Here is a 20,369-nt window from a genome sequence, read left to right as displayed (position 1 = left end):
TAAGGAGCGCGTATTCGAACGCGCTCTGGCTCTTTAAGAGATCTGACGAATGACCCTGAAGACCATCGAAGGTACCTTCATCGCCCCTCAAGGCCGCTACGCTCTGGTAGTGGGCCGTTTCAACAGCTTCGTGGTTGAGAGCCTGGTTGGCGGTGCGGTCGATGCCCTGGTTCGCCATGGCGTGAGCGAAAGCGACATCACCATCATCCGTGCGCCTGGCGCCTTCGAAATTCCGCTGGTTGCGCAGAAAGTCGCTCAAAAGGGCGAATATGCGGCGATCATCGCTCTGGGCGCGGTCATTCGTGGCGGTACTCCGCACTTCGAATACGTGGCCGGCGAATGCACCAAGGGCCTGGCCCAGGTGTCCATGGAATTCGGCGTGCCGGTCGCCTTCGGCGTGCTGACCGTTGATTCCATCGAGCAAGCCATCGAACGTTCCGGCACCAAGGCCGGTAACAAAGGCGCCGAAGCTGCCCTGTCCGCCCTGGAAATGGTCAGCCTGCTGGCGCAGTTGGAGGCCAAGTGATTAGCGACGAAAGCGATCGTTTCAACCCGCGCGATCCCAAGCCAGCCGATGCCGGCAAGCCTTCGAAGAGCGTCAAGCGTCGCGAAGCCCGTCAGCTCGCGACCCAGGCGCTGTATCAATGGCACATGGCCAAGCAATCGCTGAACGAGATCGAAGCGCAGTTTCGGGTCGACAACGATTTCAGTGACGTTGATGGCGCGTACTTCCGCGAGATCCTGCATGGCGTCCCGGCCCACAAGACCGAAATCGACATTGCCCTGGCCCCTTGCCTGGACCTGACCATCGAAGAGCTGGACCCGGTTGAACTGGCCGTGTTGCGCTTGTCCACCTGGGAGCTGATGCAGCGCGTCGACGTTCCTTACCGCGTAGTGATCAACGAAGGGATCGAGCTGGCGAAAGTCTTCGGGTCCACCGATGGGCACAAGTTCGTCAACGGCGTACTCGACAAGCTGGCCCCGCGTCTGCGTGAAGCTGAAGTGAAGGCGTTCAAGCGCTGACCGGCGTTTGCAGCGACTATGGGCGAATTTGAGCTGATCCGTCATTACTTCGCCGCCGCGTCTTGCGCGCAGGGCGGCGAGGGCGTTGCGCTCGGGATCGGCGACGACTGCGCCTTGCTGGCCGTTCCACCCGGGGAGCAGTTGGCGGTGTCCACCGATACCCTTGTGGCCGGTGTGCATTTTCCAGACCCTTGCGACCCGTTCCTGCTCGGCCAGCGCTCGCTGGCCGTGGCGGTCAGTGACCTGGCCGCCATGGGCGCTACTCCTTTTGCATTTACCCTGGCCCTGACCTTGCCGACGGTGACCGCCGATTGGTTGCAAGCCTATGCCCGTGGTTTGAACCAGATGGCCCAGGCGTGTGACGTCGCGCTGGTGGGCGGTGACACGACGCGTGGGCCGTTGAGCATGACCCTGACGGTGTTCGGTCGCGTGCCGTGCGGCCAGGCCCTGACTCGCGGCGGCGCGCAGCCTGGTGATTGGCTATGTGTCGGTGGCGAGTTGGGCAATGGCGCTGGCGCATTGCCGCTCGTGCTGGGGCAGCGCACCGCCGAACCTGATATCGCCGAGCCGCTGCTGGCGCATTATTGGTCGCCACGCCCGCAAATCGACCTCGGCCTGGCGCTGCGGGGCAAGGCTGGCGCGGCGATGGATATCTCTGATGGCCTGCTGGCCGATTGCGGGCATATCGCCCTGGCGTCAGGTGTGGCGTTGCACGTTGAACGTGACCGCCTGCCATTGTCCAAGGCTTTGGTAGCGTTCCTGGGCCGAGCGAATGCCGCGCACGCCGCGTTGAGCGGTGGTGACGATTACGTGTTGCTATTCACCTTGCCATCTGTCCGACTGATGGCGTTGCAGGCCGAGGGCTGGCCGATCCATGTGATCGGTCGCGTGGTGGCCGGGCAAGGTGTTGCGCTGCTCGACAGCGATGGACACGACATCACCCCGCAAATCCGGGGCTATCAACATTTTCGGGAGACACCGTGACAGATCATCCCAACCAGGTCCCGGCGGAATTCGTTCCGCCCTCGGTCTGGCGTAATCCCTGGCATTTCCTCGCGTTCGGCTTCGGTTCGGGCACTTTACCTAAAGCTCCGGGCACCTGGGGCTCGCTGGTTGCGCTACCCTTTATACCGTTGTGGCAGATGTTGCCGGACTGGGGCTACTGGCTGATGCTCGGCATCACCATGCTGTTCGGCTTCTGGCTGTGCGGCAAGGTGGCGGATGACCTGCGGGTGCACGATCATGAAGGCATCGTCTGGGACGAAATGGTCGGCATGTGGATTACCCTGTGGCTGGTGCCTGAAGGATGGTATTGGCTGTTGGCGGGTTTTCTGATGTTCCGCTTCTTCGATATCCTTAAGCCTTGGCCGATCCGCTGGATCGACCGCAAGGTGCATGGAGGCGTAGGCATCATGCTTGATGATGTATTGGCCGGTGTCTTCGCCTGGCTGGCGATGCAAGGATTGGTGTGGTGTTTCTCCTGAGGGATTCAGGCATGGGCGCAAGCCGCGCACTCTTACTGCTGTTGTGTCTGGTGGTCTGCTTCGGCGCGCGGGCGGAGCCGACGGCGCTGCCCGACAAGGTGCGCGCGGCCAGCGAGGAATGGGCGGATTACTCCCAGGCTGATGGCAAGGGCATGGCGTGGGACATCTTGCGGGAGGTGTTCGAACCCGCAGGCGTGAGGCTGGAAACCCGCAGCGTGCCGTATACCCGTTCAATCGGGCTGGTGCAGCGCGGTGAGGTCGATGTGCAAGTGGGCGCTTATCTCGATGAGTCGGAGGGGGTGCTTTATCCTCAATGGCACTACGATGTCGATCACATCTACGCCTTGGGGCTGGCCTCCAAACCGTCTCCTACATTGGCGACGGTCGGCAACTATCGGCTGGTGTGGATGCGTGGCTACGAATACGACAGCTACCTGCCTAACATCCGCAAATTCAACGAGATTCACCGTGCTGTGGGTATCCTGCCGATGCTGGTCCATGATCGCGCCGATTTTTATATCGATGCGTTGATGGAAATCGAGAACTTGCTTGCCAAGGCCGAGAATCCCCAGCAATTCAAACTTTCGCCGCTGATCAATCTGCCGCTCTATCTAGGGTTTGCCAACACCGAAAACGGTCGGGTGCTACGGGGCCTGTTTGACCGGCGCATGGCTGAGCTGGTGAAGAACGGTCGACTGAAGCCGATTTTTGCACGCTGGAAACAACCCTATCCCTTCGACGAGCACGGCAGGCCACCAAAGCCGTAATCAATCTTTTCGATGTTTATGGCCGATAATTCAGCCTGAGCGTCGGTCGGGACGTGCTGTTACAATGCCCGCCTCTGCGAATCTCCAGTAATAGATCAGGAGCACACCGGTGCCTGTCGTTTTTGTTGCCGCTTCCAAGCTGCCAACGCCTTTTGCGCAATTCACCATGCATGGTTTTCTCGATGAAGCCACTGGCCGCGAGCACGTCGTGCTGAGCCTGGGTGATTTCGCCGACGGTGCCCCGGTACTGGGCCGCCTGCACTCTGAATGCCTGACGGGCGATGCCTTGTTCAGCCAGCGCTGTGATTGCGGCTCGCAACTTGAGGCCGCGCTGCGGGCCATTGCCCGCGAAGGGCGTGGCGTGCTGCTTTACTTGCGCCAGGAAGGCCGCGGCATTGGCCTGCTGAACAAGATTCGCGCCTATGAGCTGCAAGATGGCGGCGCCGACACGGTCGAAGCCAACGAGCGCCTGGGGTTTGCGGCCGACCTGCGTGACTACAGCATCTGCCTGCCGATGCTAGAGCATCTGGGCGTCAAGTCGCTGCGCTTGATGACCAACAACCCGCGCAAGGTCAAGGCGATGTCCGATATGGGCATCGTGGTGGCCGAACGCGTGCCACTGCACACCGGGCACAACCCCCACAACAAGCTTTACCTGGCGACCAAGGCCAGCAAGCTCGACCACATGATGGGCAACGAGCACCAGGGCGAGGTTGATCGGGCGTGACGCGCGGTCAGGTTCGGCGGCGACTGTCCGTCAGTTGGTGGCAATACCTGGCGCTGGCCTTGCTGCCGCTGTTCGTGATCAACGCGGTATTCGGCCAGGGCGAAGCGATTCTGCCGGTGCTGGCGATGCCGCTGTTTATCGCTGGCGTGGCCTCGATGTTTGTCAGCCTGCGCTTCTTTGGCGCTTACAAACACGCTTTGATCGCCACCCAAAAAGCCCTCGATACCCCCGAAGAGCCTCAAGCCTGGATCGCCTTGGCGGCCCGGCGGCGTGTGGCCTTTCTCGCGGCTGGCCTGCCGGCCTGGATCGGCGCCCTGGCGGTGTTCGTGGGCCTGGAAGCGGTGCCGTTGATGCTGCTGGCATTGTCCACGACGGTCTTGTTCTACCTGTATCGCATCCCGCGTCAGCTCGGTTGATGATCCGCTGGCTGGCGGTCCTGCTGTTGGCCGTCAGCGCCTCCACGGTGGCGGCCCAGCGTGTGGTCAGCCTGGCTCCATCCCTGTCTGAAATCGTGCTTGAACTGGACTCCGCCGACCTGCTGGTGGGTGTGCTGGATGGCGGCGATCGGCCCTTGGTGTTGAAAGACCTGCCTTCTGTGGGGCGTTATGGGCAATTGGACATGGAGCGCTTGCTCAGTCTCAGGCCCGATCTACTCCTGCTCTGGCCCGGCAGCGTCGGCAACGCCCAACGCCAGCAGCTCAAGGGATTGAAGATTCCTGTCTACGTCGCCGAACCCCACAGTCTCGACCAGCTCATCACCCAAATCGAAGCCATCGCCACGCAACTCGGCCGCCCGGAACGGGGCGTGGAGCGAGCGGCGCAGTTGCGCGGGCGTCTTGAGGCGTTGCGTCAGCGCTACCGGCGCGACACGCCGTTGCCGGTGTTCTATCAGGTCTGGGACCGGCCGCTGTACACCGTTGGCGGCGAGCAGATCATCAGTGATGCGCTGGCGGTTTGCGGGGCGCGCAATGTGTTTGCCGACCTGACCTTGCCGGCGCCGCAGGTGAGTGTGGAGTCAGTGTTGCAGCGCAATCCGCAGATCATCCTGGCCACGGACCAAGCCCAGCTCGACGCGTGGAAAGCCTGGCCGCAGCTGGCGGCGGTGGCGCAGGGGCGGCTGCTGTTGGTCAGTGACAAGGGGCTGGAGCGACCCAGTGGGCAGATGATCGAGGCGACGGCGCGGTTGTGCGGGCTAATTGCGCCGGACAGATAAACCGCGGTGCTCCCAATCGCGAGCAGGCTCGCTCCCACAGGGATTTGTGGCACCGCTGATTTTGTATTCACATCGGATCAAATTGTGGGAGCGAGCCTGCTCGCGATGAGGTCAGTCCCGGCACCACAATCTCTGGATCAAAGCGCCGGCGTCCAGGTCACCCCAAACAACCAGGCCCGGCCTTCCTCACGATACCCATACTGCCCACCTTCATGGCTATACAGCGCCCGGCTGTAACCCTTGTCCAGCAGGTTATCGACCTTCATCTCCAGCTTCACCTCGCGGTTCAACGCCCAACTGCCGCGCAACCCGAGCAGGGCATATCCGCCCAGGGCATTGCGGTTGTTCTCATCGTCGTAGCTGCTGCTCACCGCTTGCCAGCTGGCGCCCAGGCTCAAGCGGTCAAATTGGCGATCCAGATCCAGGCTCAAGGTCCGGCGGGCGCGGCGGGCCAGGGTGTGGCCGCTGTCGCGGTCCCGTGGGTCGATGATGGCCAGGCCCAAATTGCCCTGCCAGCCGAATAACTCTTGGCTCAGGGCTGCTTCGAAACCGTTGATTTGTGCCGAGGCGACGTTTTGTGGGCGTGAGTTGCTGCCGAAAATAATCGCGTCTTCCAGGTCCGTGCGGTACAGCGAAGTCTCCAGGCGGGCGCTGTCGCTCAGTTGGCTGCGCCATTGCAGTTCGTAGCTTTTGGCGGTTTCGGGTTCAAGGTCCGGGTTACTGAAGTCCGGGTAGTACAGGTCGTTGAAGGTCGGTGCGCGGAAGCTTTCGCTGTAGGTCAGCAGTACATCATTGTCCGGATTCACCGGCAGGGTGAACGTGCCGCTCCAACTATTCTGGGCGCCGAATTGCTGGTTCTGGTCGCGGCGCACGCCCAGTTCGGTGGAGAACGTTTCGCCCCGGAAACGATGCTGGATAAACGCCGCACGGTTCCAGCGGCTGTCTTCGTCATACGGCGTGCTGCTGTTGATCCGATCCTCATACCAATCACCACCGACAATCAGGCTGTTGCGATCGTCCAGCGTTACATCGTTCTGCCAGGTCAGCGAGTCGCGGTAGGTGTTGAACACTTCCCGGACATCACTGAGCTTGTCGAAGGTTTTTTCGCGGTTTTCGCTGTGGCCCAGTTCCAGGCGCGATTTCCACGCGTCGTTGATGCGCCCATCGACATAAGTGCTGAAACTGCTTACCGCAAATTCACTGTAGGGCTGCTGGGGCAACGACTCGAAGGTGTTCGGGTCGAAGCGGCCGAACGGGTTGTCGTATTCGCTTTTGCCGCGGTTATCCAGCAGGTTCAGGCCCACTTCCAGGTCAGCGTTGAGCTCATGACTCAAGCTCAGGCTCAAGGACTGGTTGCGGTTGGCATCAAGGTCACGGTCGCTGGCGTAGGACTCATGGGTGCGATTGGTCCCGTCGCTTTCATCCAGGCTGGCGCCGAGGCTGAAGCGTGTTCGATCATCACCGCCGGACAGGCCCAGGCTGCGCTCCCAGGTCTGGTGGCTGCCGAAACCCAGGTGCAAGCGCGGTTGCAGGCCTTGTTCGTTACCGCGACGGGTGAAGATCTGGATCACCCCGCCCACCGCGTCGGCGCCGTAGATCACTGAGCGCGAACCGCGCAGCACTTCCACCCGTTCGATCTGGTTGATGTTCAGGCGTTGCAAGTTGCTGTCGCCGGAGGTGGAGTTGCCGATGCGCTGGCCGTCCACCAGCACCAGGCTCTGGGCCGATTTGGTGCCGCGAATGTAAATTCCCGGAAGGCTGCCACGCCCGCCCAGCGGCGCCACCTGAACCCCGGCACACGGCTGAGCAGGTCGGTCACGCTGGCCGGTTGCAGGCGTTCGATGTCGTCACGGGTGAATACCGTGTTGGCGGCGCTACTGTCGTTGCGGGCCTCGACCTGGCGGTTGGCGCTGATGACCACGTCGGGGAGCTTGAGGGCCTGGTCGCGTTCGAAGGTGTCGGCCAGCAGCTCGGTGGTTGGCAGCAGTGAAAAGGTCAGGGCGAGGCGCAGTTTCATGGGTGTTCCGAGAAATATGGCTCCACGCATACCCCTGTGGGAGCGAGCCTGCTCGCGATAGCGGTGCGTCAGTCGATGTAGATGTCGACTGGTCTTACGCCATCGCGAGCAGGCTCGCTCCCACAAGGGTTTTGTGGTCTGAAGATTACCGGCCCAGCACCTGCAACCGCTGGCGCACGGCCGCTTCGATCCCGGCCTCGTCCAGCCCGCATTCAGCCAGCATCTGCGCCGGTTTGGCGTGTTCGACGTAGATGTCCGGCAGGCCCAGGTGCAGCACCGACTTGAGGATGTTTTCCCGGGCCAGGAACTCGCTGACCGCCGCTCCGGCGCCGCCCATGATGGCGTTCTCCTCGACGGTCACCAGCAGTTCGTGACTGCCGGCCATCTCGCGCACCAGGGTTTCGTCCAGGGGTTTGACGAAGCGCATGTCCACCACGGTGGCGTCCAGGGTTTCGGCGACCTTCAAGGCCTCGGCCAGTTGCACGCCAAACACCAGCAGGGCGGTCTGCTTGCCCTGGCGGCGAATCACGCCCTTGCCGATTTCGATCGGCTCAAGATCAGCATCAATGGTCGCGTTCGGGCCGCTGCCGCGAGGGTAGCGCACCGCCGCCGGGCCATTGAACAGGTGACCGGTGGTGAGCATTTTGCGCAACTCGTTTTCATCGCTCGGCGTCATCAGCAGCATGCCGGGGATGCAGCGCAGGAACGAAAGATCGAAGCTGCCGGCGTGGGTCGGGCCGTCTTCGCCCACCAAGCCTGCACGGTCGATGGCGAACAGCACATCGAGGTTCTGCACCGCGACGTCATGAACAAGCTGGTCGTAGCCGCGTTGCAGGAAGGTCGAATAAATCGCCACCACCGGTTTTGCGCCTTCACACGCCATGCCGGCGGCGAGGGTGACAGCGTGCTGCTCGGCAATCGCCACGTCGAAGTAGCGCTGCGGGTAGCGTTCGCTGAAGGCCACCAGGTCCGAGCCTTCCTTCATCGCCGGGGTAATGCCCACCAGGCGCGGGTCGGCGGCGGCCATGTCGCACAGCCATTGGCCGAACACGGCGGAATACTTTGGTCCGCTGGCCTTCTTCGGGGCGGTGGCCGGGGCGTCCACCGGCTCAAGCTTGGTGATGGCGTGGTAACCGATCGGGTCGACTTCCGCCGGGGCGAAGCCTTTGCCTTTCTTGGTGACCACATGCAGGAACTGCGGGCCTTTGAGATCGCGCATGTTGCGCAGGGTGGCGATCAGAGTGGGCAGGTCATGGCCGTCGATGGGGCCGATGTAGTTCCAGCCCAGCTCCTCGAACAGCGTACCGGGCACCAGCATGCCTTTGGCGTATTCCTCGGTGCGGCGGGCGATTTCCCAGGCGCCTGGCAGGCGCGAGAGCACCTTCTTGCTGCCTTCGCGCATGCTGGCGTAGGTGCGGCTGGAAAGAATCTTCGCCAGGTAGTTGGACAACCCGCCGACGTTGCGCGAGATCGACATGTCGTTGTCGTTGAGGATCACCAGCATGTTGGCGTTGACTTCCGGCGCGTGGTTCAGCGCCTCGAAAGCCATGCCTGCCGTCAGTGCACCATCGCCGATCACGGCAATCGCCTTGCGCTCGCTGTTTTGCAGACGGGCGGCAATCGCCATGCCCAGGGCGGCGCTGATGGAGGTGCTGGAGTGGCCGACACCAAAGGTGTCGTACTCGCTCTCGGAGCGCCGCGGGAACGCTGCCACGCCGTCCTTCTGGCGCAGCGTGCCCATGCGCTCGCGACGGCCGGTGAGGATTTTGTGCGGATAGGCCTGATGACCGACGTCCCACACCAGCCGGTCGTCCGGGGTGTCGAATACGTAATGCAGCGCGATCGTCAGCTCGATGACGCCAAGGCCGGCGCCAAAGTGGCCACCGGTCTGGCCGACCGTGTAGAGCAGCTCCAGGCGCAACTCATCGGCCAGGGTTTCCAGCTCGGCTTCACCCAGGCGACGCAAGCCGTCCGGCGTGTTGGCGCGGTCCAGCAGCGGCGTGGTCGGGCGTTTGCGGGGAATCTCTTGAAACGTCGTGGGCATCAGGCGAATCGTTATAGGTATAGAAAGAGGCGGCAGTTTACCTTATGCATCGCAAGCTGCCCACGCGTAGGCCGGAACTTGGCCGATACGCAGTCTGACCCCGTATCAGCTACGGCGTTCGACGATATATCGGGCCAGCTCGCGCAACGGCTCGGCCGCCGCGTCAAAGGGTCGCAGCGCGCTCAAGGCCTGGTCGCGCAACTCCAGGGCATAGGCCTTGGCAGCGTCGAGGCCGAGCAGGGCCGGGTAGGTCGGTTTGTCGCGAGCGATATCGGCGCCCTGGCGTTTGCCCAGGGTCTGGGTATCGCTTTCGACGTCAAGGATGTCGTCCTGCACCTGGAACGCCAGGCCAATGGCCCGGGCGTAGGTCTGCAAGGCTTGCAATTGGTCAGGCGTGGCCCGACCGCTGGCCAGGGCACCAAGTTTGACGCTGGCCTCGATCAAGGCGCCGGTCTTGTGCCGATGCATGTATTCCAGCGCGCTCTGATCCAGCTTGAGGCCCACTGAACCGAGGTCGATGGCCTGGCCGCCGACCATTCCGGCTGGGCCTGCCGCCAGCGCCAGGGCGCTGACCATGTCCAGGCGAATCTGCGCCGGGCAATCGTTCAGCGTCGGCTCCAGCAGGGCGCTGAACGCCAGGCTCTGCAAGCCGTCACCGGCCAGGATCGCGCAGGCTTCGTCGAATTTCTTGTGGGTGGTGGGTTGGCCGCGACGCAAATCGTCGTCGTCCATGGCTGGCAAATCATCATGGACCAGCGAATACGCGTGGATCAGCTCCACGGCGCAGGCCGCGCCGTTGGCCTGTTCAGGGGCGCCGCCCAAGGCTTCGCACGCCGCGTAGGCCAGCAGCGGACGCACGCGCTTGCCGCCGTTCATCACGCTGTAGCGCATGGCCTCGTACAACCGCGCCAGCTCAGGGCTTGGGGCGGTGAACAGGGTATCCAGTGCCGCGTTCACCCGGGCCTGACTGCCGGCCTGATAAGCGCCGATCATTCAGGCTGGTCCGCGTCGAAAGGCTCTTCGGTCAGCTCACCATCGCGTTCGAGCAACAGTTGCACCTTTTGCTCGGCCTGGGCCAGCGCCGCCTGGCAGTCGCGAGTCAAGCCGATACCCTGCTCGAAGGCGGTCAGCGAGTCTTCCAGCGACAACTCGCCGTTCTCCAGCCGCTCGACCAGCGTTTGCAGGTCGGCCAGAGATTGTTCGAAGTCCAGTGCAGCTTTTTTGCGGGCCATGGCGGCGATTCCGGTTGACTGTTAAACGGGCGCGACACTAGCAGACATGGGGTATTGGGGCAAATCAGAGCAGGACCTGCGCGGTCTGTGAGGCACTGCTTTTTGGTAAGGGGCAAGCTCCTGCTGGACCTGTAGGAACTGTCGAGTGCAACGAGGCTGCGATCTTCCCCCTGCCAATTGAATCTTGAGCGAAAGTTAAAAGATCGCAGGCTTCGCCAGCGCCAATAGAGGCAACGGGATTACCTCCGAAGCTACGTCAGTTTCCGTATTCGGCTCATTTCGTGAGCCGAATAGCCACGCTAATCGGCTCACGCCCCCCTCAGTACGTGATTTCCCACACAGATTCGCGCGTTCCCTGATTGTGAATAATCCGCCGAATCGCTAACCTTCGCCGCATCTACGGGCCCCTTGTGGCGGGGCCTTCAGACGTAACCCGAATAATGACAGGCAGCGCCGAGGAAGGGCGCCGGGTTGGGTCATGCATGGCAGGAGGCAGACATGCGTTTTCTTTCATTGTTGATCGTGCTGGCGGGCGCGCCACTGGCGTGGGCCGAGCCTGCCGCCGAGCTGTCGGAACCGGTGGGCGGCTGGCGCTACAGCGGCTTGCTCGATCGCACTGAAAACCCACGCGTGGCCTATCCCACGCCGCCCATCGACCGCGGCGTGCAGCGCAATCGCACGATGATCGAGGGTCGGCTCAAGGCCATGGGCACGGCCCGGGCGCCCCACAGCCTGGCCGTCAACGGCAATCCACTGAATCTCTATACCGACGATGAAGGGCGTTTCGCCCGCCCGTATGCCTTTGGTGCTGGCTCCAACAGCGTCGAGGTACGCAGTTCCGCAGGCCAGTCCCTCAAGCGCGTGCAGTTCTATGAAGCCAACAATCAGCGAACCCCGGCGCAGATCCGCGTGGTGCTGGGCTGGGACGATCCCAAGGCCGAGCTGGACCTGCACATCGTCACCCCCGACGGCCAGCATGCGTTCTTCGGCCGGCCGGCGCTGAGCAACGGCGGCGGCCTCGACCCCGATGGCGTCGATGGCCCTGGCCCTGAGATGTTCACCATGACCGCGCCGATGCACGGTACCTACCTGGTCTACGTGAACTACTGGGGCAACTACAGCAACGGTGGCTACAACTTCGAAGAAACCAGCAACCAGAACGAGGTGATCACCTCGCAGATCAACCTGGTGCTCAACGAAAACACCGTCGATGAAAAACGCGAAACCTTTGTCGTGCCCCTGCGCGCCATCGGCGATCTGTTGCTGGTCAAGACTTTCAACTACTAAGTATCCGCTCCACGGATGAACAGGCCCTTGTGAATATGAGCGACAACACTGCTTCCCCGACCGCGCCGGCCCCCGCCACCAAACCTGTGCGCCGCTGGCCGGCGCTGCTGATCGGGCTGTGCCTGGTGGCCGGTGTCGCCGCCGGACTGGGTTGGTTCATGACCAAGCCCAAGGCACCGCCCATGGAACTGGCGTTGGAAAAACTCGGCCTGAGCCGCCCCGACGGCCTGCTCGAGGCCCACTCCCTGAGCCAGTTGCCCAAGGACTTGCTGGCGGTGCCGTTCCTCAAGGCCACGCTCACCGAGGATTTCGTCTTCTATTACGAAACCCATGCCGACCGCCTCGGGCTGATCGGCAGCCTGCGGCGGATCATCTACGAGCATGATCTCAAACTGCAGGACAGCCTGATCGAGCAGCTTTTCGACCAGCCGGCCGATGTAGCGCTATGGCGCGGCGCCGACGGGCGGCTCAAGGATTTTCTGCTGGTGATGGATCGCGGTGGCCTGGCCAAGGTGCTGGAGCCACTGGCAAAAGTGGCGCTGGATGATTCACAGCTCAGCCAGCTTGGTGAGATGAACGTGGCCGGCGACGTGGTGCCGGTCTATCAACTCACCTATAACGCCAGCAAAGCCCTGGTGTTCGCTTCTCATGGCGACAAGCTGGTGGTGTTGTCCAATCCGACCAGACTCTACGACCTGGGAAGTGGCCCCACCGACGAACCCGGCATGGTCTCGACCCAGGCCCTCGAAGCGCTGCTGGCCGGTGAAAAACTCTTCCCCGAAGCCTTTGGTCTGCTGCCCAAGGCGCCTGAGGTCAAGCAACGCATCTCGGTCAATGCCAGCGTGCTCGCCATGGGCTATCAGCGTTTCATCCCGAACTTCGCCGGGTTGCGTTTCGACATGGACGACAAGGGCTGGCACAGCTTCCTGGCCATGGATGAGCTGGAAGACCAGCCGGACTTCGACTTCAAGCCAATCTGGCAAGCCATGCCCATGGGCGCCAGCGCCTGTGTCGCTTTGCCCCTGGCCGCCGAACAACAGAAGCCATTGCTGGTGAAACTCGGTGCCGACGACAACGCGGCCCAGGTCATGATCGAGCACATGGCCGGCGCGGCGGGGCTGTGCTGGTACGCCGATTCGCGGCTTTACACACCACTGCTGGTGGCGAACCTGAACGATGACGGCGGCAAGCTCGATGCCGACCTGGGCAACCTGTTCGGTTCGATGGTGGGCGCCTACGAAAACAACGTGGCCGAACATGCGTTTCCCGTTGTTGAGACACAGGAAGGCCCGATGCACCGCTGGCAACGCCAGGTCAGCTCCAACTTCGGCCCTTACCCGGCCAAGGACGCCGCGCAGCCCGAGTCGATCACCGGCAAGGCGTTCATGCAAGTCAGTCTGGCGCGGCACGGTTCGACCCTGTTGTTTTCCCTCGACGACAAACTGGTAGACAAGGCCCTCGGCACCCTCGACAAACGTTTCCCGCCCATGGCCGACGTGGTGCCCAAGGACCTGCTGATGCCGGTCTACTTCGGCCCGGATGCCATGGCGCAACTGATGCAACGCGAAACCCTCGACAGCCTGCCCCAGGACATGGAACCGGTGTTCTACAACGCCGCGCAAACCTACCTGATTCCGAAGCTGCGCACCCTTGGCGGCTACGGCAAATACGCCCTGACGTTGCCTGAAGGCAGCGAACCGGACGGCCACTGGCAGTGGTTGCCACTGGAATGGAAAGCGCTGTGACCGGGTTGATCCGCCGCCCCGGATGGGTGTTGATGCTGGCGCTGCTGCTGGGCGGGCAGGCGTTTGCCGCTCAGACACCCGCGCTGGATGTGCAGCAATCGAAGGTCTTTCGTGCCTGGTTCGTGCGTATTGCCCAGGAACAACTGACCAAAGGCCCGAGCCCGCGCTGGTACCAACAGGACTGCGCCGGGCTGGTGCGCTTTGCGGCCAATGAAGCGCTGAAGGTCCACGACCAGAAGTGGTTGCGCAGCAATGGCCTGTCCAATCGCTACCTGCCGCCAGAGCTGGAGCTCAGTGAGGCCCAGCGACGTCTGGCCCAGCAATGGCAACAGGGCGGCGGCAAGGTCGGGCCCTACGTCAACGCGATCAAGCTGATCCAGTTCAACAGCCATCTGGTGAGCCGGGACGTCACCCAGGCCCGTCCGGGCGATCTGATGTTCTTCGATCAGGGCGATGACCAGCACCTGATGATCTGGATGGGCCGCAACATCGCCTATCACACCGGCACCACCACCCCAACCGACAACGGCATGCGCTCGGCAAGCCTGCAACAACTCATGAACTGGAAGGACACCCGATGGATACCCGACGCAGCCAACCCCAACTTCATCGGCGTCTATCGACTCAACTTTCTCTCCCAATGACCGGTGCCCGCATGCTGCGCTTGTGTTCAAAATTGCCCCTGCTGTTGGCCCTGTTGCTGGCGCCGATCGTTCATGCCGAAGACACTGTGCAGCCCAGCGGCTACACACCGTTGGCCGGTGAAAGCTTCTTCCTGCTGGCCGACAGTAGTTTTGCCAGTGACGAGCAAGCCATGGTCCGCCTCGAAGCGCCGGGGCGCGACTATCGGAAATTCCGCATGGAGCCTTACGGCGGCGCCGATATCCGCGTTTATCGCATCGAAAAACCGCTGGATTTCCTCAAGCGCCAGAAGAACCTGCACCGGGTGGTCAGCGACGGCCAGTTCAAAGGCGAAGGGCTGTCGAACACCCTGGCGTACCTGTGGGACAACTGGTACCGCAAATCCCGTCGGGTGATGCAGCGGGCGTTTTCCTACGAGTCGCGTCAGCAAGTCACCGAGCAAGTGCCGGAACTGAAAATGGGCAGCGCCATCGCCGCGCCGACGCCGTACGACGCGCAACCACAGTTCGCCCTGATTCCGGGTTTGCCGGTGGTCAGCCAGTTCCGTTATCCGCTGTGGCAGGCCAAGCCGATCCAGCCGCCAGCGGGGGTCAACCTGGCGGGTTCGTCGAGTGAGTTCATCAGCGTCGCGCCAGGCAACGTCTACGTGCCACTGGGCCAGTTGAAACCCGGTCTCTATTTGGTCGAAGCGCTGATCGGTAAATACCGGGCCACCACCATGGTGTTTGTCTCCAACACCGTAGCGGTGAGCAAGATCGCCGGGGACGAGCTGCTGGTCTGGGCCGCGCGTAAACACGAAGGTCGTTCGGTGCCCAAGGTCAACGTGCTGTGGACCGACGGCCTGGGCGTGATGAGCAGCGGCGCCACCGATGAAGACGGCTTGCTGCGCCTCAAGCATGTCAGCCCGGAGCGTTCGTTCGTCATCGGCGAGGACGAGGAGGGCGGGGTATTCGTCTCGGAAAACTTCTACTACGACAGCGAAATCTACGACACCAAGCTGTTCGCCTTCACCGACCGGCCGCTGTATCGGCCGGGGGACTGGGTGTCGCTGAAAATTGTCGGCCGTGAATTCAAGAATGCCCGGGACTCAGTGCAGCCGACGGCCGCCGACGTCAATGTCAGCGTGCTGGATGCCACCGGCACCGAGTTGCAGACCCTGGCCCTGAAGCTGGACTCCAAGGCCGGCACCCAAGGCCGTTTCCAGCTGCCGGAAAACGCCGTGGCCGGTGGTTATGAGTTGCGCTTTGGCTACAAGGACCAGCTCTACAGCAGTGCCTTTCGCGTGGCCGAATACATCAAGCCGCACTTCGAGATCGCGCTGAACCTCGCCAAGCAGGATTACCGCACCGGCGAGCCGGTCAAGGGCGCTCTCGTGCTGCTGTACCCGGACGGCAAACCGGTGGCCAATGCCAAGGTGAGCCTGAGCCTGCGGGCCCAGCAACTGTCGATGGTGGATAACGAGCTGCAATACCTGGGGCAATTCCCGGTGGAGCTGACCAGCAGCGAAGTGACCACCGATGCCAAGGGCAACGCCACCCTCGAACTGCCGGCCGCCGACAAGCCGAGTCGCTATACGCTCACTGTGTTTGCCAGCGATGGCGCGGCGTATCGGGTCAAGACCACCAAGGAAATTCTCATCGACCGTGGCGCGGCGAACTTTCGCCTGAGCGCGCCCCAGCGTTTCAGCGCCGCCGGCGAGAACGTCTCGTTCAGCTACACCAACGAGGGTGGCAACGCGCAAAGCAACGCCGTGACGCCGGGCAGCTACGCCTGGGTGCGGCTGGAAGACCAGACCACCGGCGAAGGCAAACTGGCGGCCAAGGACAAGGGCTTCAGCCTGACCTTCGAGCGTCCGGGCACCTACAACCTGACCCTCAAGGATGACCACGGTCGAGTCATTGGCGCCACTGGCCATTCGGTGACCGGCGAAGGTATCAAGGCCGTGCCGGGCACGGTCGAGATCGTTCTCGACAAAGCCCAATACCAGGCCGGTGACGAAGCCCTGGCGCTGATCACCTTCCCGGAGCCGGTCAGTGATGCGCTGCTGTCACTGGAGCGGGACAAGGTCGAGGCTACGGCGCTGCTGTCCAAGGGCGGCGACTGGCTGAAAATGGAAAAGCTCAGCGACACTCAATACCGCGCGCGCATCCCGGTGAAAGACGCTTTTGCGCCGAACCTGACCTTCTCGGTGCTGTACACCAAGGGTGGCCAATACAGCTTCCAGAACGCCGGTATCAAGGTGGTCGCGCCGCAGATCGACGTCGCCATCGTTACCGACAAAGCCACTTATCGGCCTGGCGACACGGTGACCGTGGACCTGAGCACCCAGTTCGTCGGCAAGGCGATCCCGGCGCACCTGACCGTCAGTGTCGTGGATGAAATGATCTACGCCCTGCAACCGGAAGTGGCGCCCACCATCGATCAGTTTTTCTACCATCCGCGCCGCAACAACGTGCGCACCAGCGCCAGCCTGTCGTTCATCAGCTACGACGTCGCCCTGCCGGGCAGCCCGGGCGCGCCGGGCAAGGCCAACCGCAGCGAGCGCGGGGTCAAAGTGCTGGAGCGGCCTCGTCGTGAAGACGTCGACACTGCCGCGTGGCAACCGGAGCTGGTCACCGACGCCAACGGCAAGGCCCGTTTCACCTTCAAGATGCCGGACTCCCTGACTCGCTGGCGCATCACCGCCAGGGCCATCGCCGACGACGGTCAGGTGGGGCAGAAAAAGCAATTCATCGGTTCAGAGAAACCGCTGTACCTGAAGTGGAGCGGCCCGACCCGGTTCCGCAGTGGTGACAAACCGCAAATGGGCCTGTTCGCTTTCAGCCAGTCCGAACAGCCGTTGAAGGCCGAACTGCTGATCCGTTACGCCGGTACTGAACAGCGCGTGGTGGCGGACCTGAAGCACGGCATCAACTATGTGGCGCTACCGTCTCTGGAGTTGAGCAACGGCGACTTGAACGTGCAGTTGCAGGTCAATGGCGAAACCCAGGACACCCTGGCCGTGCAACTCAATGCCATGGGCAACGGTTGGCAAGTCACCCAGAGCCAGCGCCTTGACGTGGCGAGCGGTGACACACCGCTGAGCCTGCCGCTTGATGCCAGCGATATCCGCCTGCGCCTGGACGACAGCCCGCAAGCGCTGTTCCGTTCGGCCCTGGATGAATTGTTGAACTACCCCTACGGCGGCGTCGAGCAAACCGCCAGTCGTCTGCTGCCGCTGAGCATCGCCTACCCGACGCTGGCGGCGAACCCGCAGATTCGCGATCGCTTGCGGCTGATCATGCAAAACAGTCGCCTGCGCCTGGTGCAAATGGCCGGGCCTGCGGCGAGCTTCACCTGGTGGGGCCAGGCTGGCGAACCGGATGCGTTCCTCACGGCCTATGCTTATTACGCCGACTGGCACGCCAGCCAGGCCCTGGACCTGAGCCTGCCGCCGGAGCACTGGCAGCGGGTGCTGGAGGTCTACGCCAAACAGGCCGGCGATACGCCGTTGCTGCAGCGTGCGCTGATCCTGTCGTTCGCCAAACAGATGCAACTGCCGGTGAACACCTTGCTCAGCGGCTTGATGGACGACCTGGCGAAAGCCGGCGAGGGCGGCGATTCGAGCGTGATGGACAGTGGCGAAGACAGCCTGGTCATGAGCGCGCCGGATTCGGCCCTGGGCCTGGCCAGCGCCCGCATGCTGACGGCGTCCCTCGCCAGGCAGGTGAAGGTGCCGCTGCCGGAGGCCTTCAGTCGGCAACTCGACGCCGCACAACAGCAAATGGACGTCAGCTCCCAGCCGTTCGTCGAGGCCTTGAGCCTGTCACTGCAAAGCTTCGATCAGGCGCGTGCCAAGGCATTGCTCGAACGTCTGCTGCCGCAGCAATCGACCCTTGAACGGGCCCTGGCCTTGACCTGGCTGCAACGCAGCATCGAGCAGGCCGCGCCCGCCGTGGCCCTGACTCCGGGCGAAGGCTGGAAGGCCCGGCAAGGCGCCACCGGTGAAACCTACTGGCAATGGCAGGGCGCGCAGCTACCGACTCTGCTGAGCTTAAGCGGTGCCGAGGAGCGCCCGTTGCAGGCGGCACTGAGCTACCAGAGCCAGCAAGCGCCCGTGACGCCGATTGCGGTGACCATTACCCGGCGCTTGTCCCGTCTGGTGCCGGGCGACGAGGCCTTCACCTTCAAGCTCGAAGCCGTGGGCAGCAAGCCGCTGTCCAGCGACAGCCTTTATCTGGATGAAGTGATCATCAACAGCAAGGCGCCTACGCCGCTGCGCTACGGCATGCTCGAAGTGCCGCTGCCGCCGGGTGCCGATGTGGAGCGCACCACCTGGGGCATCCAGTTGCTGGGCAAGGCCGGCAGCGAGCCGACTTCCCTGGATAAGGCGCGCTTCGAGCCAGGGCAGATGGGTTACGCGGTGCCGCTGGACGCCCTCAGTGGCGAGCTGCGCCTGCGGCATCTGGTGCGCTTCTCCCAGAAGGGCCAGTTCAGCTTGCCGCCGGTGCGTTTCACTCAGGTCTATGCGCCGCAGCATCAGGCTCTGGAACAGAAACCGGCGCTCGGTCAGGTCACGGTCAACTGACGTGCGCTGGCCGCGGCTTGGGTGGTTGTTGTGCTTGATCCCTGCGCTGGCCACAGCGCAGGAGGAACCGTTGCGCCTGGCTTTCGACGGTCAGTTGCTGTGGGTGAGCCAGACCCAGGTGCTGGACCGTCAGCCCTTGCCCGAGGCCTTGCAGGCGCCGCTGGGCAGTGTGTGGAAGCTATTTGTCTACGCATGGCTGGTGGACACCGGCGCTCGCGAACCGGCATATGAATGTCGCGGTGAGTCCAAAGAGGAAGTCTATTGCTGTAGCGCCGGGCAGAGCATCGGTCGCGATCAGGCGTTGGTGAAATCCTGCGGCCTGTATTTCGAACCGCAGCGGCTTGGGCTTTCGGCTTCGAACTGGCGCGATTACTGGCAGGCCCGCCAAGCGCCGTCGTGGCTGCTGGACCTGCCGAGCCTGCAACCGCAAAAACAGGTACGCGTGGCTGAACTGCTCAAGGCACTGGCGATGCTGCCGGCTCAGGATCAGGCCCGTCGGGTACTGCTGGACGTGGTGCTCAACGCGGCGGATGGGCGTCTCGTCGGCCAGTTGGGCAGTCGTCTGCGGGTCAAGACCTGGAGTTGGCTGGGTGAACAGGATCCTTCATCGCGTCAGGGTGGTTTCGCTGGTTGGCTGGCCGACGGCACGCCGGTGTGGGCTGGTGGGCGTGGCACCAGCGAGCAGATATTGAAGGTATACGGTGATGGATTGGCGGCGGCGCTGCCGTCCCGTTGGCCGGCGGAAACGGGGCGATGTGTGGAAGTTGAGCTGTTCGCCCGGTATCCCTTGCAGCGGGTGATGGCGGGTGACGGGCCGGCCACCCCAGGCCCGTTGCGCGGCGATTACCGTGTCGAATTCGCCAACGGCAACCAACTGGATATCCACAGCGACGGCGAGCTGTTTCTGCTGCCCGGCAAACTGGTGGCGCGACTGGATCGGGAAGAGTACGTCGCCCGGGTCCTGCAGCGCGAAGCCAAGGCTGAACCCGTCGAAGCGGCCAAGGCCCTGGCCGTGGCGATCCGCAGCTACCTGCTGCAAAACGCCCAGCGTAACGGCGATTGCCTGAGCATCGATGACAGCAGTCATCGCCAGCGCGTCGCCCCACGTCCGGCGACGCCGCAAACCCGCGCCATCGCCGCCTGGACCAGCGATCTGGTGCTGGCGGGCACCGACGTGACCTACCACTCTGACCGATCCGCGCCGGACAAGCTGTCCTGGGCGCAAGCCGTGGAGCAGGCCAGCGCCGGCCAGCGCTACGACGCCATCCTGCTGCATGCCTACCCGCGCGCCAGCCTCAGCCGCTGGGACAATCCGGTGGCGTCCTGTGAAGCGCTGCCCGCCGCCCAGGACTGGCTGTTGAAACAGCGACGCGGCTGGCGCCCCCGTCTGGCAGGTGAAGTGGGTTACAACGAAATCAGCGGGTTCGCCGTCTGCCGTGTCGCCTTCGGCCGGCCCTATGTCGACCGCGAACGCCGGCGCATTTACGTGCGCGGTGTGCTGTCGTTGCAAGACCGCCTCGACCTGACCCACGAATACTTGCACCTGGCCTTTGAAGCTCACCCCAACGGGCAGGACGAAACCTACATCGAAGGGCTCGCCCGTCACCTCTTGCTGGAATAG

The 20,369-nt window shown here is 63.0% G+C and carries 16 protein-coding genes and 1 pseudogene; 13 read left to right on the top strand and 4 right to left on the bottom strand.

The window, feature by feature from the left end; translation table 11 throughout:
* Positions 1–49: 49 nt before the first annotated feature.
* The 8 genes from ribE to QOM08_RS24925 all read left to right on the top strand — a co-directional run bounded on the left by ribE (position 50) and on the right by QOM08_RS24925 (position 5,214).
* On the top strand, positions 50–526 hold the full coding sequence (gene ribE / locus QOM08_RS24960) for a 6,7-dimethyl-8-ribityllumazine synthase (protein WP_047229743.1): 477 nt from the start codon (positions 50–52) through the stop codon (positions 524–526).
* Positions 523–1,023, top strand: a complete 501-nt coding sequence (gene nusB / locus QOM08_RS24955; protein WP_047229742.1) for a transcription antitermination factor NusB — start codon at positions 523–525, stop codon at positions 1,021–1,023. Before ribE ends, nusB begins: the two co-directional genes overlap by 4 nt.
* Before the next feature lie 18 nt (positions 1,024–1,041).
* Positions 1,042–2,007, top strand: a complete 966-nt coding sequence (gene thiL / locus QOM08_RS24950; protein WP_047229741.1) for a thiamine-phosphate kinase — start codon at positions 1,042–1,044, stop codon at positions 2,005–2,007.
* Positions 2,004–2,507 (top strand): phosphatidylglycerophosphatase A, encoded by a 504-nt coding sequence (locus QOM08_RS24945; protein ID WP_047229740.1) that lies wholly within the window; start codon positions 2,004–2,006, stop codon positions 2,505–2,507. Before thiL ends, QOM08_RS24945 begins: the two co-directional genes overlap by 4 nt.
* 11 nt (positions 2,508–2,518) lie before the next feature.
* A complete protein-coding gene (locus QOM08_RS24940; RefSeq protein ID WP_316912278.1) occupies positions 2,519–3,274 on the top strand; it encodes a transporter substrate-binding domain-containing protein in 756 nt (251 codons plus the stop codon).
* Positions 3,275–3,383: 109 nt separating this feature from the next.
* Positions 3,384–4,001, top strand: coding sequence for a GTP cyclohydrolase II (gene ribA, locus QOM08_RS24935; RefSeq protein ID WP_047229738.1), 618 nt, complete (start codon positions 3,384–3,386; stop codon positions 3,999–4,001).
* Entirely contained in the window at positions 3,998–4,417 is a 420-nt protein-coding gene (locus QOM08_RS24930; protein WP_047229737.1) for a hypothetical protein, read from the top strand. The genes ribA and QOM08_RS24930 overlap by 4 nt, the downstream gene beginning before the upstream one ends.
* Positions 4,417–5,214 carry a cobalamin-binding protein gene (locus QOM08_RS24925; RefSeq protein ID WP_410479111.1) on the top strand — a complete coding sequence of 266 codons (798 nt, stop codon included), beginning with the start codon at positions 4,417–4,419 and terminating at the stop codon, positions 5,212–5,214. The genes QOM08_RS24930 and QOM08_RS24925 overlap by 1 nt, the downstream gene beginning before the upstream one ends.
* 137 nt (positions 5,215–5,351) lie before the next feature.
* Here the strand turns inward: QOM08_RS24925 and QOM08_RS24920 are convergent.
* The 4 genes and pseudogenes from QOM08_RS24920 to QOM08_RS24905 all read right to left on the bottom strand — a co-directional run bounded on the left by QOM08_RS24920 (position 5,352) and on the right by QOM08_RS24905 (position 10,507).
* A pseudogene (locus QOM08_RS24920) lies at positions 5,352–7,231 on the bottom strand (TonB-dependent receptor domain-containing protein).
* A gap of 145 nt (positions 7,232–7,376) precedes the next feature.
* Positions 7,377–9,275: a 1-deoxy-D-xylulose-5-phosphate synthase gene (dxs, locus tag QOM08_RS24915; RefSeq protein WP_173406497.1), complete on the bottom strand. Its 1,899-nt coding sequence runs from the start codon at positions 9,273–9,275 to the stop codon at positions 7,377–7,379.
* A gap of 105 nt (positions 9,276–9,380) precedes the next feature.
* A complete protein-coding gene (ispA, locus tag QOM08_RS24910; RefSeq protein WP_047229734.1) occupies positions 9,381–10,268 on the bottom strand; it encodes a (2E,6E)-farnesyl diphosphate synthase in 888 nt (295 codons plus the stop codon).
* The gene (locus QOM08_RS24905) at positions 10,265–10,507 is read right to left on the bottom strand and encodes an exodeoxyribonuclease VII small subunit (RefSeq protein ID WP_047229733.1); all 243 of its coding nucleotides are present in this window, start codon (positions 10,505–10,507) and stop codon (positions 10,265–10,267) included. Before QOM08_RS24905 ends, ispA begins: the two co-directional genes overlap by 4 nt.
* 498 nt (positions 10,508–11,005) lie before the next feature.
* Here QOM08_RS24905 and QOM08_RS24900 point away from each other — a divergent pair, with 498 nt between their 5' ends.
* From QOM08_RS24900 to QOM08_RS24880, 5 genes are read left to right on the top strand one after another with little or no spacing between them, the layout of a single operon-like run.
* Complete coding sequence (locus QOM08_RS24900) at positions 11,006–11,794, top strand: YfaP family protein (RefSeq protein WP_047229732.1); 789 nt, start codon at positions 11,006–11,008, stop codon at positions 11,792–11,794.
* 35 nt (positions 11,795–11,829) lie between these two features.
* Positions 11,830–13,539: a DUF2138 domain-containing protein gene (locus tag QOM08_RS24895; RefSeq protein WP_107321788.1), complete on the top strand. Its 1,710-nt coding sequence runs from the start codon at positions 11,830–11,832 to the stop codon at positions 13,537–13,539.
* Positions 13,524–14,183 (top strand): DUF1175 domain-containing protein, encoded by a 660-nt coding sequence (locus tag QOM08_RS24890; protein ID WP_410479110.1) that lies wholly within the window; start codon positions 13,524–13,526, stop codon positions 14,181–14,183. The genes QOM08_RS24895 and QOM08_RS24890 overlap by 16 nt, the downstream gene beginning before the upstream one ends.
* Positions 14,180–18,748, top strand: coding sequence for an alpha-2-macroglobulin (locus QOM08_RS24885; RefSeq protein ID WP_316913253.1), 4,569 nt, complete (start codon positions 14,180–14,182; stop codon positions 18,746–18,748). The genes QOM08_RS24890 and QOM08_RS24885 overlap by 4 nt, the downstream gene beginning before the upstream one ends.
* Complete coding sequence (locus QOM08_RS24880; RefSeq protein WP_410479109.1) at positions 18,687–20,369, top strand: DUF2300 domain-containing protein; 1,683 nt, start codon at positions 18,687–18,689, stop codon at positions 20,367–20,369. The genes QOM08_RS24885 and QOM08_RS24880 overlap by 62 nt, the downstream gene beginning before the upstream one ends.

It is taken from the genome of Pseudomonas sp. P105, from assembly GCF_032614175.1.
In the GTDB taxonomy this organism is placed as follows: Bacteria; Pseudomonadota; Gammaproteobacteria; order Pseudomonadales; family Pseudomonadaceae; genus Aquipseudomonas; species Aquipseudomonas rhizophila.
Note: the sequence above shows the minus strand (reverse complement) of the source record. Positions and strands in the feature narration are given on the sequence as shown.

Excerpts from the sequence above, each read along its gene's own strand:
- dxs (WP_173406497.1), bottom strand. The coding sequence starts at position 9,275 with ATGCCCACGACGTTTCAAGAGATTCCCCGCAAACGCCCGACCACGCCG.
- QOM08_RS24880 (WP_410479109.1), top strand. The coding sequence starts at position 18,687 with ATGCGCCGCAGCATCAGGCTCTGGAACAGAAACCGGCGCTCGGTCAGG.
- QOM08_RS24905 (WP_047229733.1), bottom strand. The coding sequence starts at position 10,507 with ATGGCCCGCAAAAAAGCTGCACTGGACTTCGAACAATCTCTGGCCGAC.
- QOM08_RS24925 (WP_410479111.1), top strand. The coding sequence starts at position 4,417 with ATGATCCGCTGGCTGGCGGTCCTGCTGTTGGCCGTCAGCGCCTCCACG.
- QOM08_RS24885 (WP_316913253.1), top strand. The coding sequence starts at position 14,180 with ATGACCGGTGCCCGCATGCTGCGCTTGTGTTCAAAATTGCCCCTGCTG.
- QOM08_RS24890 (WP_410479110.1), top strand. The coding sequence starts at position 13,524 with ATGGAAAGCGCTGTGACCGGGTTGATCCGCCGCCCCGGATGGGTGTTG.
- thiL (WP_047229741.1), top strand. The coding sequence starts at position 1,042 with ATGGGCGAATTTGAGCTGATCCGTCATTACTTCGCCGCCGCGTCTTGC.
- QOM08_RS24895 (WP_107321788.1), top strand. The coding sequence starts at position 11,830 with ATGAGCGACAACACTGCTTCCCCGACCGCGCCGGCCCCCGCCACCAAA.
- QOM08_RS24900 (WP_047229732.1), top strand. The coding sequence starts at position 11,006 with ATGCGTTTTCTTTCATTGTTGATCGTGCTGGCGGGCGCGCCACTGGCG.
- ribE (WP_047229743.1), top strand. The coding sequence starts at position 50 with ATGACCCTGAAGACCATCGAAGGTACCTTCATCGCCCCTCAAGGCCGC.
- ispA (WP_047229734.1), bottom strand. The coding sequence starts at position 10,268 with ATGATCGGCGCTTATCAGGCCGGCAGTCAGGCCCGGGTGAACGCGGCA.
- QOM08_RS24940 (WP_316912278.1), top strand. The coding sequence starts at position 2,519 with ATGGGCGCAAGCCGCGCACTCTTACTGCTGTTGTGTCTGGTGGTCTGC.